Source organism: Actinophytocola sp. (assembly GCF_036555685.1).
Lineage (GTDB): Bacteria > Actinomycetota > Actinomycetes > Mycobacteriales > Pseudonocardiaceae > Actinophytocola.
The window spans coordinates 1-15,866 of the sequence record NZ_DATBKY010000311.1 but is presented as its reverse complement, the minus strand read 5'-3'; the positions used below and the strand labels follow the sequence as shown (position 1 = coordinate 15,866).

14 protein-coding genes are annotated in these 15,866 nt (G+C 73.7%); 7 read left to right on the top strand and 7 right to left on the bottom strand.

The features are described from left to right. Positions 1-11: 11 nt before the first annotated feature. The 6 genes from VH969_RS32965 to VH969_RS32940 form a co-directional block, all read right to left on the bottom strand. Positions 12-608 (bottom strand): GTP-binding protein, encoded by a 597-nt coding sequence (locus VH969_RS32965; RefSeq protein WP_331981692.1) that lies wholly within the window; start codon positions 606-608, stop codon positions 12-14. Then, on the bottom strand, positions 583-924 hold the full coding sequence (locus VH969_RS32960; protein WP_331981783.1) for a DUF742 domain-containing protein: 342 nt from the start codon (positions 922-924) through the stop codon (positions 583-585). Before VH969_RS32960 ends, VH969_RS32965 begins: the two co-directional genes overlap by 26 nt. A gap of 80 nt (positions 925-1,004) precedes the next feature. Further along, positions 1,005-1,442, bottom strand: a complete 438-nt coding sequence (locus VH969_RS32955; protein ID WP_331981689.1) for a roadblock/LC7 domain-containing protein — start codon at positions 1,440-1,442, stop codon at positions 1,005-1,007. Continuing rightward, a complete protein-coding gene (locus tag VH969_RS32950) occupies positions 1,439-2,950 on the bottom strand; it encodes a sensor histidine kinase (RefSeq protein WP_331981686.1) in 1,512 nt (503 codons plus the stop codon). The genes VH969_RS32955 and VH969_RS32950 overlap by 4 nt, the downstream gene beginning before the upstream one ends. Positions 2,951-3,473: 523 nt before the next feature. Continuing rightward, positions 3,474-4,442, bottom strand: coding sequence for a DNA polymerase domain-containing protein (locus tag VH969_RS32945; RefSeq protein ID WP_331981683.1), 969 nt, complete (start codon positions 4,440-4,442; stop codon positions 3,474-3,476). A gap of 10 nt (positions 4,443-4,452) precedes the next feature. Continuing rightward, positions 4,453-5,136, bottom strand: coding sequence for an MOSC domain-containing protein (locus VH969_RS32940; protein ID WP_331981680.1), 684 nt, complete (start codon positions 5,134-5,136; stop codon positions 4,453-4,455). A 118-nt stretch (positions 5,137-5,254) separates the two neighbouring features. Between VH969_RS32940 and VH969_RS32935 the strand changes: the two genes are divergently transcribed. The 7 genes from VH969_RS32935 to VH969_RS32905 all read left to right on the top strand — a co-directional run bounded on the left by VH969_RS32935 (position 5,255) and on the right by VH969_RS32905 (position 15,586). Beyond that, positions 5,255-6,562, top strand: a complete 1,308-nt coding sequence (locus VH969_RS32935; RefSeq protein ID WP_331981678.1) for an SWIM zinc finger family protein — start codon at positions 5,255-5,257, stop codon at positions 6,560-6,562. Beyond that, a complete protein-coding gene (locus VH969_RS32930) occupies positions 6,559-7,965 on the top strand; it encodes a DUF5691 domain-containing protein (RefSeq protein ID WP_331981676.1) in 1,407 nt (468 codons plus the stop codon). Before VH969_RS32935 ends, VH969_RS32930 begins: the two co-directional genes overlap by 4 nt. A 20-nt stretch (positions 7,966-7,985) precedes the next feature. Next, the gene (locus tag VH969_RS32925; protein ID WP_331981780.1) at positions 7,986-9,053 is read left to right on the top strand and encodes an ATP-binding protein; all 1,068 of its coding nucleotides are present in this window, start codon (positions 7,986-7,988) and stop codon (positions 9,051-9,053) included. Further along, a complete protein-coding gene (locus VH969_RS32920) occupies positions 9,050-11,221 on the top strand; it encodes a DUF5682 family protein (protein ID WP_331981674.1) in 2,172 nt (723 codons plus the stop codon). Before VH969_RS32925 ends, VH969_RS32920 begins: the two co-directional genes overlap by 4 nt. A gap of 100 nt (positions 11,222-11,321) precedes the next feature. Further along, positions 11,322-12,473, top strand: a complete 1,152-nt coding sequence (locus VH969_RS32915) for a VWA domain-containing protein (RefSeq protein WP_331981672.1) — start codon at positions 11,322-11,324, stop codon at positions 12,471-12,473. A 54-nt stretch (positions 12,474-12,527) separates the two neighbouring features. Further along, entirely contained in the window at positions 12,528-14,606 is a 2,079-nt protein-coding gene (gene ligA / locus VH969_RS32910; protein WP_331981670.1) for an NAD-dependent DNA ligase LigA, read from the top strand. Next, entirely contained in the window at positions 14,603-15,586 is a 984-nt protein-coding gene (locus tag VH969_RS32905; protein WP_331981667.1) for a nucleoside hydrolase, read from the top strand. The genes ligA and VH969_RS32905 overlap by 4 nt, the downstream gene beginning before the upstream one ends. Here VH969_RS32905 and VH969_RS32900 read toward each other — a convergent pair. Further along, positions 15,542-15,866: TraR/DksA family transcriptional regulator (locus tag VH969_RS32900; protein WP_414638658.1), on the bottom strand; the 325-nt coding region annotated here is incomplete at its 5' end. The two genes, VH969_RS32905 and VH969_RS32900, sit on opposite strands and share 45 nt — an antisense overlap.

Here is a 15,866-nt window from a genome sequence, read left to right as displayed (position 1 = left end):
GCGGCCGTGTGTCAGCCGGGTGCGGAGACCCGGGACAACGCCAGCGAGTGCGTGACGACCGCCTGCAGCACGCCGATCGACGCGGCCCGGTCGCGGGCGTCGCACTCGATCAGCGGGACGTCGTCGGCGAGTGCGAGCGCGTCGCGCACCTCGTCGAGGTCGTGGGCGAACTTTCCCTCGAACCGGTTGACCGCCACGATGAACGGCAGCACCGAGTCGTGCTCGAAGTAGTTGACCGCGGCGAACGACTGGTCGATCCGGTTGGTGTCGACGAGCACGACCGCGCCGAGCGCGCCGCGGGACAGGTCGTCCCACAGGAACCAGAACCGCGACTGGCCGGGCGTGCCGAACAGGTACAGCAACAGGTCCTGGTGCAGCGTGATCCGGCCGAAGTCCATCGCGACCGTGGTGGTCGACTTCTTGCCGCCGGGCGGCAGGTCGTCGACGCCCTCGCTCGCCTCGGTCATCCACGCGTCGGTGTTGAGCGGTGCGACCTCCGACACCGAGTTGACCAACGTCGTCTTGCCCACTCCGAAACCACCGGCGATGACGATCTTCGCGGATATCGTGAGCAGACCCGAGTCAGACAGGGAGCTGCTTGAGTCCATCGAGGATCCTCTCCAGCACTTGCGGGTTGTTCTCGTAGGCGTACGCGGTCGGGTGAATGAACACGGCGTCCTGCCCGACCAGATCGCTGATCAGCACCCGGACCACGCCGAGCGGCAGGGTGAGCGTGGCGGACAGCTCCGCGATCGACAGTCGCTGGCAGGCGCGGGTGTAGAGCGCCCGCGACTCGGGCATGAGCGACTCCGCGAGCACGGGGTCGAACTCGGGCACCGAGATCAGCGTCTCGACGAGCAGCTGGTGCCGCGTGCGGGTGCGCCCACCGGTCAGGGCGTAGGGGCGGACCCGCTTGCTCTTCATCTTGTACGTCTGCGGCCGGGCGCCTCGGCCTACGCCGGTGTCGGGGCTGGACACGGTGATCACGTCCTTGGCGAGGTAGGTCAAGACTGTGGCCGACGCGCGGTCAGCACCCGGCGCAGGTCGGCACGCAACTCGGGAGTCAGCGCATGGCCGGCGTTGGTGACGAACTGCGTCATCTCGTAGGCCACAACGCGCATGTCGCATTCCGAGTTGGTCAGCACGGCCAGGCCCGCGCCGGTGCCGATTCCCATGAAGAGGAAGTAGCCGCGCGTCAGCCGGATGATGATCTGCTCGCAGTTGCCCTTGCCGTAGAGCGCGGCGCTGCTGCCGGCCAGGCTGAGCAGCCCGCTCGCGATCGCGGCGAGCTGCTCGGCGTCGTCGGGCTGCACTGCCGCCGAGGCGGTCAGCGGAAACCCGTCCGAGGACGTGATCAGCGCGTGGGTGACGCCGTGCACCTTGTCCACGAAGTCGTTCAGCAGCCAGGTGATGTCGGCTGCCTGCTCGTGCGCGGTCGTCACTGCGCACCTCCGTCACGCCCGCGCTCCGGGTCGGCCTCCGGGTCCGGGGGCATGGGGAAGCCGCGCGGCGGCGTGGGCGTGGAGTCGGTCGCGGCGTCGAAGATGCTGTCCGGCGCGTACGCGGACTGTTCCTGCCAGGCCGGTCGCGCCTCCGGCTGGGGAGCGGCCTGCGGTTCCGGTGCCGGCGCGAACTCCCGCACCGGCTCGGCCAGCTGCTCGACCGGCTCCGCCAGCTGCTCGACCGGCTGCTCCGTCTGCTGCTCGACCTCGGGAGCAGGTGATGCCTCGGGCGCCGCCGGCAGGTCCGTTGCCTCCGGTACCGGCGGTGCCTCTGGTGCCTCTGGTGCCTCCGGCGCCGAGACGGCGACCGGGCCGGGCGGTGAGTCGGGGTCGGTGCCCTCCGGCCAGCCGCCGCCGCGGGCGGCCTGCTCTCCCGCCGCGAACGCGTCGAGGTCGGCGAGCAGCTGCTCGTGGCCCGCGTGCTCCTCCTCGGGCGTGCGCTGTGGTAACGGGTCACCTTCGGCGCCGTGGTCGGGGTTCTTGATGCTCCGCGACACCCGGCGGGGCAGCCCGTTGACCGTGCGGCCGGGGTCGACCAGCTCCTCGGGCTGCGGCGGGCGGGACGCCGGACGGCCGCCGGCCCGCGTCCGCTTGGGCAGTCCGCTCGCGGTCATCTCGGCCGGCTCGGCCGAGTGCCGCGGGCGCGGCGAGGGACGCCGGGCGGCCGGCACCGACGCCGGCTCCGGCTGCGCCGGCAGCGGCGCGCGGTGTGCCATCGCGGCGCTGCGGACCACGGTCTGCGAGCCCGACCACGCGGCGTCCGGCAGCTCGCACAGCAGGCTCGGCGGCAGCAGGACCATCGCGGTGGTGCCGTGCGGCGAGCGACGGTCGAGCCGCACGCGCATGTCGTGCCGCGACGCCAGCCGGCGGACCACGGCGAGGCCCATGTGCCGCACCGAGTCGTCGTTCAGCTTCGGCTCGTCGGACAGGCGGCTGTTCAGCTCGCTGACCCGCTCCGCCGGCATCCCGATGCCGTCGTCCTCGATGCGCATGAGGACGCTGCCCGAGTCGGTGAGGTGCGCGCTGACCCGCACGGACGTGTCCGGTGGCGACTGCTTCGCGCCGTTGTCGAGCAGCTCGGCGAGCAGCCGGCTCAGGTCGTCCGCGGCGATGCCGACGACACCGAGCTGCAGCACGCGCCCGATCGACACCCGCGAGTACGCGTCGATGGACGACATGGCCGCGCGGATCACGTCGACCAGGGACGCGGAGTCGGAGACGGCGTCGCTCGCGTCGCGCCCGGCAAGCACGCGCAGGTTCTCGGCGTTGCGCCGCAGCCGGGCGGCGAGGTGGTCGAGCCGGTAGAGCTCGGTAAGCCGATCGGGGTCGGCCTCCGACTCCTCCATCGTCTCCAGCAGCGACAACAGCGAGTCCACGAGATTGAGGTCACGCAGCGCGATGCTGGCGCAGATGTCGACAACGGCTCCCTCGGGTTCCTGGTGGATCATCGGCTCGCGCGAACCCTCGATGACACGAGGCAGCGCGCCGGGTTGGTTACGGGGTTGATCCAGGAACTGGACGGCCGCGACGCGAGAGCGTTCGAGCAGGTCGCGGGAGCGTTGAAGCAGTTGTCTCGTGCGGGTGCTCATTGTGTCCCAACAGGTTTCTCGTCGCGAGCGGGTGCGGGGCCGACTTCGGACGGCAACCCGGACATGTAATCAGACGGGGTGTGGGGTGTCTACGAGTGGTCCGCCCTCCAATGCGGACAGTAGTCGCACCTGGACCGTCCACAGTGGAGTGTGCGCCGGTCGTGACGGGCGACGATGCCGTTGGTTACACGACCGGGTGGTAACCCTCAGTTGCCGATACGGGCGACAATTGCCGTTGTGAGAGAGCGCACCCCGCCCCGCCGGGTTCATCGCGGGGTTCATCGACGGCTTCTTCGCGCGGACCGACTGGACGCGGAGCTTCGAGCTCACCGCCGCACGGCCGCTGGCCCGTCCTGGCCGACCAGTACACCGAGGTCGGGCCCTAGTCCGCGTCCTTCGCCCGCTCCGCGGCCCGCTTGCGCCGCTTCCCCTCGTGCATCGCCACCACCCGGGCGACCGGGATCTCGTGGCCCTCCGCGACGAGGTCCGCCGGTAGCCGCTGGGCGTCCGGCAGGGCCTCGGCCCACGGATCCCGGTCGCCCAGCAGCTCGGCGGCGTTGCGGATGGTGAAGTCGCGCGGCACGACGTCGTCCGCGTCCGCCCAGGCCACCGGGAACGACACCGGCACCCCGGGCCGCAGCCGCGGGCTGTACGCGGCGATCACCGTCGCGCCGTGCGCGCGGGTGGAGTCGACGAAGACCTTGCCGCCACGCTCGGCCTTGACGTACGCCGTCGTCGCGATCGACGGGTCGACCCGCTCGGCGCGGGCGGCGATCGCCCGGGTGGCCGCGGCGGCGTCATCCGGGTCGGTGTCCTCGACCGGCACGATGACGTGCACGCCCTTGGCGCCGCTGGTCTTCAGCGCGCCGGAGAGCCCGAGGTCGGTCAGCGCCTGGCGGACGAGCTTGGCGGCGTCGACGGCGTGCCGGAAGGACTCCGACCCCTCGGGCGGGTCGAGGTCCAGCACGAGGTGGGTGGGCCGGAACATGTGCTCGGCGCGGAACAGCGTGACGTGGTACTCCACGGCCCGCTGGTTGGCGAACCAGAACAGCGTGCGGCGGTCGTCGCACAGCGCGTAGGAGACCTCGCGGTGCGAGGCCTCGGCCCACATCTTGAGCGTGCGCACCCAGGCGGGGGTGTACTTCGGCACGTTCTTCTGCATGAACGGGTCCTGCCCGGGCCGCACGCGAATCACCGACAGCGGCCGGTCGCGCAGACCAGGCAGGATCCGCTCCGACACGGCGTCGAGGTAGTCGACGAGGTGGCGCTTGGTCGCGTCGGCACCGTCGAACAGCGACCCGTCGAGGTTTGTGAGCGGCACGTCGTCCCGCGACTCGTCTGCCTTCGCCATGGTGATCACCTCACCGCGCCGGGCCGCCCTGGTCAACACGCATTCGTGCGACCCTGCGACGGACGAGCGCGAGGTCGGCGGCCGGAAGCGCGTCGGCGACCAGCAGGCGGGGCAGCAGGCCGGAGTCGAGGGTCAGCGCGCGGAAGGCCACCTCGACGGTGACGTCGTGATCGGGCCGGTGTTCGACGGTGATCGGGTCGCCGGCCCGGATCTCGCCGGGTTCGAGCACGCGCAGGTAGGCGCCGGGCCGGCCCGCCTCGATGAACGTGCGGATCCAGCCGGCGTCGGCCATCCAGCCCGCGAACGTGCCGCACGGGATCCGCGGGCAGGACACCTCGAGCAGCACGGCGGGCCCGACCCGCCAGTGCTCGCCGATGAGCGCGCCGTCCACGTCGAGCCCGGTGGTGGTGAGGTTCTCGCCGAACACGCCGGCGGGCAGGGTGCGGCGAAGGCGCGCCGCCCAGACGTCGAGCTCCTCGCGGGCGTAGGCGTAGACCGCCTGGTCGTCGCCGCCGTGGTGGGCGACGTCGTACACCCGGTCCCCGGCGAGCCCGACCGCTCCGGTCCCCTTCGGCCCGGGCGCGGCGACCGCGACCGGCCCGTCGACCGGTCGCTTGTCGATCCCCGTGGTCCGCACGGTCTTCCACGGGTTCTTCCGCGGCACCCCGACGTTGACGGACTTGAGCACGCCCATGAGCCCACGCTAAGCGGCCGCCGGCCGCATGACCACGCATTTCCCCGGGCGCGCAGCGTGCGGGTCGCTGTCGGTGCCGCGGACTAGTGTTGACCTCCGGTGATCGGAGGACGGCGGCGTGGGCAGATGGACTGTGGAGCGGGTGCTCGGGCTCGCCCCGGACCCCGGCAGCGCCCGCGCCGCGCGGGCGCTCGCCCGCCCGCGTCAGTGGTCCGCGCTCGGCAGCAACGACTCGCTCGTGTGGGGCAAGTGCCAGGGCAGCTCGCGCGAGCCGTACCAGGTCACGGTGGACCTCAACGAGCCCGCGTTCCGCTGCACCTGCCCGAGCCGGAAGTTCCCCTGCAAGCACGGCCTGGCCCTGCTGCTGATGTGGGCGGCCAACGACGGGTCGGTCGCGGACCTGGACGCGACCGCGGACTTCGCGCGGGCGTGGGCGCACGACCGCGCGGAGCGGGCCGCCCGGCAGGAGGCGCGGGCGTCGGGCGCCGGACCCGATCCGGAGGCCCAGGCCAGGCGCGTGGCGGAGCGCGAGAGCCTGATGAGCGCCGGGCTGGACGAGTTCGAGCGGTGGCTGTTCGACCTGGTGCGCCAGGGGCTCGCCGGGGTGCGCCGCCAGCCGCCGTCGTTCTGGGACACCGCGGCCGCGCGCCTGGTCGACGCGCAGGTACCCGGGCTCGCCGAGCGGGTCCGCACGATGGGCAGCGCGGTGCACGTACGCCAGGACTGGGCGCCGCACCTGCTCGGCCAGCTCGGCCGCTGGTACCTCGCGGTGCGCGCGTGGCGGCGGCGCGCGGAGCTGTCGCCGGCGACGATGGGCGACCTGCGGGCGGTGCTGGGCTGGTCACGGCGGCAGGACGAGGTGCTCGCCGGCGAGCGGCTGCGGGACCGCTGGTGGGTGGTCGGGCTGAGCCAGGAGGAGGACGAGCGGCTGCTGTCGCAGCGCACCTGGCTCTACGGCGAGGACACCGGCGAGGTCGCGGTGCTGCTGGACTTCGCCGCGGCGGGCGGCGCGCTGCGGGTGCCGCACGTGCTGGGCTCGGTGCTCGACGTCGAGCTCGCGCTCTACCCGGGCTCGCCGCCGCGGCGCGCGTTGCTGGCCGACGAGCCGGTCGTCACGACGGGGTCGGGCTACCCCGCGCCGTCGACCGTGCTGGGCGCGTTCGACCTGGCGGCCGGGTGGCAGGCGGGCAACCCGTGGCTGTCGCGGATCCCGATGTCGCTCGGCGCGGTCACGGTCGTGCCCGGCGACGACGGGGCCGTGCTCGTCGACGTGGACGGGACCGCGCTCGCGCTCGCCCCGGACGCCGACATCTGGCCGCTGCTCGCCCTGTCCGGCGGGCACCCGGTGGATCTCTTCGGCGAGTGGTACGACGGGCACCTGCACCCGTGCAGCGTCGCGGCCGACGGGCGGCTGGTGACGCTGTGACGTGGGAGGCCTTGCTGAGTACGGCGATGGTGGGCACGGGACGCCGCTCGGTGCCGGCCGGCCTGTTCACCGGCGTCGTCGATCCGTCCGATGTGGACATCGACGGTCCGGAGGCGACCGTGCTCGCGGCGGCGGCCGTGCTCGGTTCCTACCGCCGCGCCGGCTGGGTACCGCCCGCCTGGCGCGGCGGAACCGTGCCGGCCGCCGCCGACGACCCGCGGTCCGAGTGCTCGCCGCGGGCCACCCAGGTGCTCGAGCTGCTGCTGGACCGCAACATCCGCATCGACGGCGGCAACGAGCTGCTCACCCGGCAGTGGCTCACCGCGTGCGCCGCCGCGAACCGCCGGCCACCCACCCGGCTGCTGGCGCAGCTTCTGGCACTGGCGTCGGGCAACCCGGCGTTCCGCGACGAGGTGGCCGCCGTCGCCGGACCGCGGGGCACGTGGCTCGCCGCCCGCAACCCGCGGTGGAGCTGGGCGGCGCCGGTGGACGTCGACACGGCCGCGGAGCAGTTCGCCGTCACCGGGTCGTGGACCAGGCGGGTCGCGCTGCTGACCGCGGTCCGCCGCCACGACCCGGCCGCCGGACTGCGGATGGTCGACCAGACCTGGCGCGCCGAGCCCGCCACCGGCCGGGCGACGCTGCTGGAGGCGCTCGAGGTCGGGCTGTCCGACGCGGACGAACCGTTCCTCGAGACCGCATTGGACGATCGGGCGGCGACCGTGCGGGCAGCGGCCGCGACGCTGCTCGACCGGCTGCCGAACTCGCGGCGCGCACAGCGGATGGCCGCGCGGGTGCACGCGCTGACCCGGCCCGACGGCATCGTCGAGCTGCCGGAGAAGCCCGACGCGGCCGCCGAACGGGACGGCGTCGCCAACCGGCGCGAGCCCGGCTACGGCCCGCGCGCGTCGTGGCTGATCCAGCTCGTCGGCGCGGCCCCGCTGCCGGACGAGCCGGACCTGGCGGGCGCGCCGCCCGAGCTCGTCACCGGGTGGACGAAAGCCGCGCTGCGCCAGCGGAACCGGACCTGGCTGCGTGCGCTCGCGGAGGCGAACCCGACGCCGGAGCTGCTCGCCGCGCTGGACCCGGCGACCGCGACCGGGATCGTCGGCGAGTTGATCGACGTGGACGCCCGGTTCGCCGCGTTGCTCGCCGCGTGCCCGGGCCCGTGGTCGGCCGACTTCTCGATCCTCGTCACCCAGCTGCTGCAGACCGCGAACAGCGAGGGCGTGCTGACGCTCGCGTTCGCCAGCCTGGCCGAGCATCTCGACCCGGCCGCGCTGCCCGGCGTCGAGGACTGGCTCACCCGCACCCCGGCCGACAAGCGCGCCCGCCGCCGCACGCTGCGCGGCCTCGCCAACGCACTGACCATCCGCCAGACGATCCAGCAGGAGTTCACGTGAGTGACGCCCTCCCCGAGGTGATGCGCCAGCATGCCGAGGAGCAGCACGCCGACGAGCTCGCGGCCCTCGCCAAGGCCGACGAGCGCCCGCGCCCGCCCAACTGGCACCTGTCCCCCTGGGCCGTGGCCACCTACGTGCTGGGCGGCGAGCTGGACAACGGCATCCCGATCAGCCCCAAGTACCTCGGCTCGCGCCGGCTCGTCGAGGTCGCGATCGCCACGCTCGCCACCGACCGCGCGCTGCTGCTGCTCGGCGTGCCCGGCACCGCCAAGACGTGGCTGTCCGAACACCTCGCCGCCGCGATCTCCGGCGACTCCACGCAGCTCGTGCAGGGCACGTCCGGCACCGCCGAGGAGGCCATCCGCTACGGCTGGAACTACGCCCGGCTGCTCGCCGAGGGCCCGTCGCGGCACGCGCTGGTGGCGAGCCCGGTGCTGCGCGCGATGGAGTCCGGCGGCATCGCACGCATCGAGGAGCTCACCCGCATCCCGTCCGACGTGCAGGACGCGCTGATCACGGTGCTGAGCGAGAAGTCGCTGCCGATCCCCGAGCTCGACGACGAGGTCCAGGCGCTCGCCGGGTTCAACGTCATCGCCACCGCCAACGACCGCGACCGCGGCGTGAACGACCTGTCCGCCGCGCTCAAGCGCCGCTTCAACGTCGTCGTGCTCCCGCTGCCCGACGACGTCGAGTCCGAAGTGGAGATCGTGCGGCTGCGGGTGAACCAGCTCGGCGAGGCGCTGCGGCTGCCCGCGGAGCTGGAGGCGGTCGACGAGATCCGCCGGGTCGTCACGGTGTTCCGCGAGCTGCGTGACGGCGTCACGGCCGACGGCCGCACGAAGATCAAGTCGCCGTCCGGGACGCTGTCCACGGCGGAGGCGATCTCCGTGATGACCAACGGGATCGCGCTCGCCGCGCACTTCGGCGACGGCGTCGTCCGGGCCGGGGACGTGGCCGCCGGGCTGCACGGCGCGATCGTCAAGGACCCGGTGGCCGACCGGCTCGTGTGGCAGGAGTACCTGGAAGCCGTTGTGCGGGAGCGCAAGCCGTGGTCCGACCTCTACCGCGCCTGCCGCGAGCTGGTGTGAGCACACACATTCTGGGAATCCGGCACCACGGGCCCGGCTCGGCCCGCGCGGTCCGCGCCGCGCTCGACGAGCTGGATCCGGCGCTGGTGCTCATCGAGGGGCCGCCGGAGCTGGACAAGGTGGCGCCGCTCGTCGCGTCCGAGGGCATGCGGCCACCGGTGGCCGGGCTCTGCTACGCGGTCGACAAGCCGGCCGTGGCCGCGTTCTACCCGATGGCCGTGTTCTCCCCGGAGTGGGTCGCGCTGCGCTGGGCGGTCGAGCACGACCGGCCCGCCCGGTTCCTCGACCTGCCCGCCGCGAACGCGTTGGTGCTGCGCGAGGACAAGGACGCGAACCGGTTCGACCCGATCGCGACGCTCGCCCAGGCGGCCGGCTACGACGACGCCGAGCGCTGGTGGGAGGACGCGATCGAGCTTCGCTACCACGGGCTGGAGCTGTTCGACGCCGTTCTCGACGCGATGCGCACCCTGCGCGAGGGCCAGGACATCGACCTGGAGACCCAGCGCCGCGAGGCCGCGATGCGCCGCGTCATGCGCGCCGCACGGCGCGGCGAGGACGGCACGATCGCCGTCGTGTGCGGCGCCTGGCACGCGCCGGTGCTGGTGCCGGAGACGTTCCCGTCGGCCACTTCCGACACGCAGCTGCTGAAGGGCCTGCGCGCCACCAAGGTCGCGGCCACGTGGGTGCCGTGGACGTCGACGCGGCTCGCGCGGGCCAGCGGCTACGGCGCCGGCATCGACTCCCCCGGCTGGTACCACCACCTGTTCACCGCGCCGGACGACGTGATCACCCGCTGGCTCGTGCGGGTGGCGCGGCTGCTGCGCGGCGAGCAGCACGACGTGTCGTCGGCCGCGGTGATCGAGGCGGTGCGCCTCGCGCACGCGCTCGCCGGGCTGCGGGACCGGCCGCTGCCCGGGCTGACCGAGGTGACGGAGTCCGCGCAGGCGGTGCTCGGCGGCGGCTCGCCGGTGCCGATGCGGCTGGTGTCGCGCAAGCTGCTGGTGGGCGACATCCTGGGCCGGGTGCCCGCGGACACCCCGATGGTGCCGCTCGCCCGCGACCTCGCCGCGACGCGCAAGTCGTTGCGGATGCGGCAGAGCGCGGCCGAGCAGACGATCGACCTGGACCTGCGGACCGAGTCGCACCTGGGCCGGTCGAAGCTGCTGCACCGGTTGCTGCTGCTGGACGTGCCGTGGGGCCGGCCCGCCGAGGTCGGCCGCACGCGCGGCACGTTCCGCGAGGCGTGGACGCTCGAATGGCGCCCGGAGCTGGAGGTGGCCCTGATCGAGGCGTCCGGCTACGGCACGACGATCGAGCAGGCGGCGACCGCGGTGGTGACGCAGCGCGCGGGCGACGCGGACGTCGGCGTGCTCGCCGAGCTGGTGGAGACCACGCTCGTCGCGGACCTGCCCGCGGCGCTCGCGACCGTGCTGTCCGCTCTGGACGAACGGGCGGCCCGCCAGCACGACACGACGCGGCTGATGGCCGCCGTCGAGCCGATGGCCCGGGTCCGCCGGTACGGCAACGTGCGGCGGGCGGACACCGAGCTGGTGGCGCGGGTCCTCGCCGGCGTGGTCACCCGCGTGGCGGTCGGGCTGCCGGCGGCGTGCGCGGCGCTGGACGACGACGCCGCGGCGACCGTGCGCGAGCTGGTGGACGGCGTGCAGCGCGGCATCGCCCTGCTGGACCAGGACGAGCTGCGCCGCGAGTGGCAGCGGGCGCTCGGGGTGGTGGCCGAGCAGCCCGGCGTGCACGGCCTCGTCGCGGGACGGGCCACGCGGCTGCTGCTCGACGCCGGCCTCGTCGACGTGACCGAGGCCGGCCGGCGGCTGTCGCTGCGGTTGTCCCCGGCCGCCGACGCCGTGCAGGCGGCCGGCTGGCTCGACGGGTTCCTGTCCGGCGAGGCGGCACTGCTGGTGCACGAGCCGGAGCTGCTGGCGGTCGTCGACCGGTGGGCGACGGGCGTGGACGGCGAGCTGTTCGAGCGCCTGCTTCCGTTGCTGCGCCGCACGTTCGCCGACTTCGCCCCCGCCGAGCGCCGCGCCATCGGCGTGCAGGTGGCCCGTTTGGACCGCGGCGTCACCACCACCTCCGCCGCCGAGGAGGACGACCTGGACCACGAGCGCGCCGCGCGCGTGCTGCCGAAGCTGCTGGAGATCCTGCAATGAGCGAGCTTGCGAGCGAATCATCGACACAGGGCGAGCTTGCGAGCGAACCATCGACACAGGGCGACCGCGAGCGGCGGCACCGAGCCTGCGAGGGGCCGTCGTGAGCGAACGGCTGAAGCGGTGGCGGCTGATCCTCGGCGGCGAGGAGGCCGACGGCACCGGCGAGGAACTGGCCGGCGCGGACCTCAAGCGCGACAAGACCCTCGACGCGTTGTACGGCGAGGAGAAGAGGCGCGGCGGGCTCGGCGGGTCCTCGCCGCGGGTGGCGCGCTGGCTCGGCGACATCCGCGGCTACTTCCCCGCCTCGGTCGTGCAGGTGATGCAGCGCGACGCGATGGACCGGCTCGGGCTGCGCCAGCTGCTGCTCGAACCGGAGCTGCTCGAGTCCGTGCAGCCGGACGTGCACCTGGTCGGCACGCTGCTGAGCCTCAACCAGGCCATCCCCGAGCGTTCCCGCGAGACCGCGCGGGCCGTGGTGCGCGAGGTGGTCGACGAGCTGGAGCGCCGGCTCGCCCAGCCCACCCGGCAGGCGGTCGGCGGGGCGCTGCACCGCGCCGGGCGCACCAGCCGGCCACGCGCCGCGGACATCGACTGGAACCGCACGATCCTCGCCAACCTCAAGCACTACCAGCCCGAGCACGGCACGGTGATCCCCGAGCGGCTGGTCGGCTACGGCCGGCGGCTGCCGCAGGTGAGCCGGGAGATCGTGCTGTGCCTGGACCAGAGCGGCTCGATGGCGTCGTCGGTGGTGTACGCGGGCGTGTTCGGCGCGGTGCTCGCGTCGATCCGGTCGGTTCGCACGCAGATCGTCGCGTTCGACACGGCGGTCGCCGACCTCACCGACCTGGTGACCGACCCGGTGGAGCTGCTGTTCGGCGTGCAGCTCGGCGGCGGCACGGACATCAACTCGGCACTCGCGTACTGCCAGACCCGCATCGAAAACCCGCGCGACACGATCTTCGTGCTGATCAGCGACCTGTACGAGGGCGGCGACAACGACGAGATGCTGCGCCGCGCGCAGGCCATGGCGGCGAGCGACATGCAGGTCGTGTGCCTGCTGGCCCTCTCCGACGACGGCGCGCCGTCCTACGACCACGACAACGCGGCCGCACTCGCCGCGATGGGCATCCCGACGTTCGCGTGCACCCCCGACCAGTTCCCGGACCTGATCGCCGCCGCCATCCAGCGCGACGACCTCGCCGTCTGGGCCGGCAACAACGACATCCAGCTCGCGGTCCCCGACGGGACGTGACGTCCGCACGTGAGGAGGTCGCCAGGCACCGGTCACGGGCCGTAACCTGCAGCCATGTCCGACTCGACCGAGACCGCCCCCTCCGTCGATTCCGTCGATCCCGTCGATTCCGTCGACCCGGCGCGCGCGGTGCCGTTCGACGTGCTCGAGGAGTACGCGACCGCGGTCGCGCAGATCCGGTCCGCGGCGCTCGCCTACTACGAGGGTGCCGACCTCCTCATGGACGACGCCACCTACGACGCGCTGCTCGCCCGGGTGTCCGCCACCGAGGCCGTGCGTCCGGAGTGGACGGTCACGGACTCACCGACGGAGACCGTCGCGGCCGGGGTGCCGATCGGCGGCGACATCGTGCACAGCGAGCCGATGCTCGGACTGGACAACGTGTTCGACACCGACGGGCTGCTCAGGTGGGCGGCCCGGTTGGACAAGCTCGTCGGCCACCCGGTGCGCACGTACACGGTCGAACCCAAGATCGACGGGCTGGCCATCGCCGCGCGGTACGTGGACGGGCGGCTGGACCTGGTGGCCACCCGCGGGGACGGCGTCGCGGGCGAGAACGTCACCCGTATCGCCCGCCGCGCGGCCGGGCTGCCCGGCCGGCTGGCCGAGCCGGTGACGATCGAGGTGCGCGGCGAGGTCTTCATGACCGAGACCGATTTCGCCGCCGCCAACGAGATGCGCGTCGCCCACGACGAGCCGCCGTTCGCGCACCCGCGCAGCGCGGCGGCCGGCACGCTTCGAGCGGACCAGCGCGCGTACGCAGCGCCGCTGTCGTTCCTCGCCTACGCCGTGCGCGGGCTGGACCTGCCGCATTCACGGGCACTCTCTGAGCTGGAGCGGCTCGGCGTGGCCACGACGCTCGGCTCGCCCGCGGGCATGACGATCTGCGAGACGATGGACGAGGTCGTCGCGGCCGTCGCGCGGCTGACCGAGATCCGGCTGACGCTCGGGTTCGGTGTGGACGGCGCGGTCGTGAAGGCCGACGACCCGGCCGACCGCGACGCGGCCGGGTCGTCCAGCCGCGCGCCGCGGTGGGGCATCTCCCACAAGTTCCCGACCGACACGCGCACGACGACCCTGCTCGCGATCGACGTCCAGGTCGGCCGGACCGGAGTGATCACGCCGGTCGCCGTGCTGGAGCCGGTGATGATCAGCGGCGTCACCGTCACCTCCGCGACGCTGCACAACTTCGGCGACCTGGTGCGGCGCAACGTCCGGGTGGGCGACACCGTGTTCGTGCACCGGGCGGGCGATGTGATCCCGGAGATCACCGGCGCGATGCTCGACAAGCGGCCGCCCGACTCGGTCCCGTTCGAGCCGCCGGACGTATGCCCGCGCTGCGGCGGCGAGATCGACCGGTCGCAGAAGCGGTGGCGCTGCGTGCAGGGCCGGGTCTGCGGGGCGCGCCAGACGCTGCACTACTTCGCCACCCGCGACGCGATGGACATCGAGCACCTCGGCGACAAGATCATCGACCAGGTCGTGAGCGTCGGGCTGGTGACCGACCCGGCGGACCTGTTCGACCTGGACGTGCCGACGCTCGTCGGGCTCGACCGGATGGGCGAGATCTCCGCGGGCAAGCTCGTCGCGAGCATCCAGGGCGCGAAGGAGCGGCCCTTGTCCAAGGTGCTCACCGCACTGGGCATGCGGATGGCCGGGCGCGCGATGTGCCGGCGCCTGGCCCGCTCGTTCGGCACGATGCGGGCACTGCTCGAGGCGTCGGCGGAGGACCTGCAGCGCGTCGAGGGCGTCGGCCCGGAACGCGCGGTCACGATCGCCGCCGAGCTGGCCGACTACCGGCCGGTGATCGAGAAGCTGATGGCCCGTGGGGTCAACATGACCGAGCCGTCGGCCGAGCCGGTCGCGGAGCCCGCGGCCCTGCCGCTGCGCCGCGCGGACGGCGCGCCGATGACGGTCGTCGTCACGGGCGCGGTTCCGGGCCTGACCCGGACCGAGGGCAACGAGGCCGTGGAGCGGCTCGGTGGCCGGTCGTCCGGCTCGGTGTCGGCGAAGACCGACCTCGTGGTCGTCGGCGAGGGCGCGGGTTCGAAGGCCACGAAGGCGGCCGACCTCGGCATCCGGATCATGCCCGCCGAACAGTTCGCGGCGCTGCTGGCGGAGCACGCGTCGTGAAGGTCGTCATCGACACCGACCCGGGGATCGACGACGCGCTCGCGATCCTGCTCGCCACCGCGTCGCCGGAGCTCGACCTGCTCGGCCTCACCACGGTGTTCGGCAACTGCGCGATCGACGTGGCGACCCGCAACGCGCTGGTGTTGCTCGACATCGTCCGCCGGCCGGACGTGCCGGTGGCCCGCGGCGCGGCCGACCCGCTCGCGTCGCCGTACCTCGGGCCGGTGCCGCAGGTGCACGGCGTGGACGGGCTGGGGGACGGCGGGCCGTCGCCGTCGCCCACCCGCGAGCCGGTCGCGCAGAGCGCGGCGGAGTTCCTGTGCCGCACGGCCGCCGCGCATCCCGGCGAGCTGACGATCCTCGCGATCGGCCCGCTGACGAACCTGGCGCTCGCGCTGCGGCTGCGCCCCGACCTCGACACGCTGGTCGAGCGCGTGGTCGTGATGGGCGGGAACGCGCTGGTGCCGGGCAACGCCACGCCGGCGGCCGAGGCGAACATGCGCAGCGACCCCGAGGCGGCGGACGTCGTGTTCGGCGCCCGCTGGCCGGTGACGATGGTCGGCCTGGACGTGACCCACCGGGTGAGCCTGCGCGGCGCCGACGTCGATCGGCTGATGAGCGCGCCGACGGAGCCCGGACGCCTGCTCGCCCGCGCGCTGCCGCTGTACCGGTCGTTCCTGGAGCGCACGAACGGCCTGGACGGCATCTACCTCCACGACCCGACGGCGCTCGCCTGCCTGCTGGACCCGGCTGCGTTCGCCGTCTCCCGCTGGCCGGTCCGCGTCGAGACGCAGGGCATCAGCCGCGGCAAGACCTGGCCGAGCCTGGGCGACACCGACGACGCCACCCCGGCGCCGTGGCAGGGCCGCCCCGAGATCGGCGTCTGCGTGGATGTCGACGCGTCCCGGGTGGTCGGCCTGCTGCTGGACCGGCTCTCAACGGCGGTCGGCGCAGCGGATGCAGGTGAGGGCGGCGGGTAGGGCCTCGAGACGTTCCTCCGCGATGGGCTCGCCGCAGCGCACGCAACTGCCGTAGGTGCCGGCCGCCAGCCGCTCGCTCGCCGCGTCGAGGGCGCGCAGCTCCGCGCGTGCCTGCTCCAGCAGCCCGGCCACCTGGGCGCGCTCGAACGCGACCGTCACGCCCTCCGGGTCGTGCTCGTCGTCGTTCGACGTGTACGCCGACGACTCGATGATCCCGGCCAGCCGGCGGCCGAGCGCCGCGACGAGCTCGAGCGTCTCGTCGCGGCGCGCGGCCAGCCGG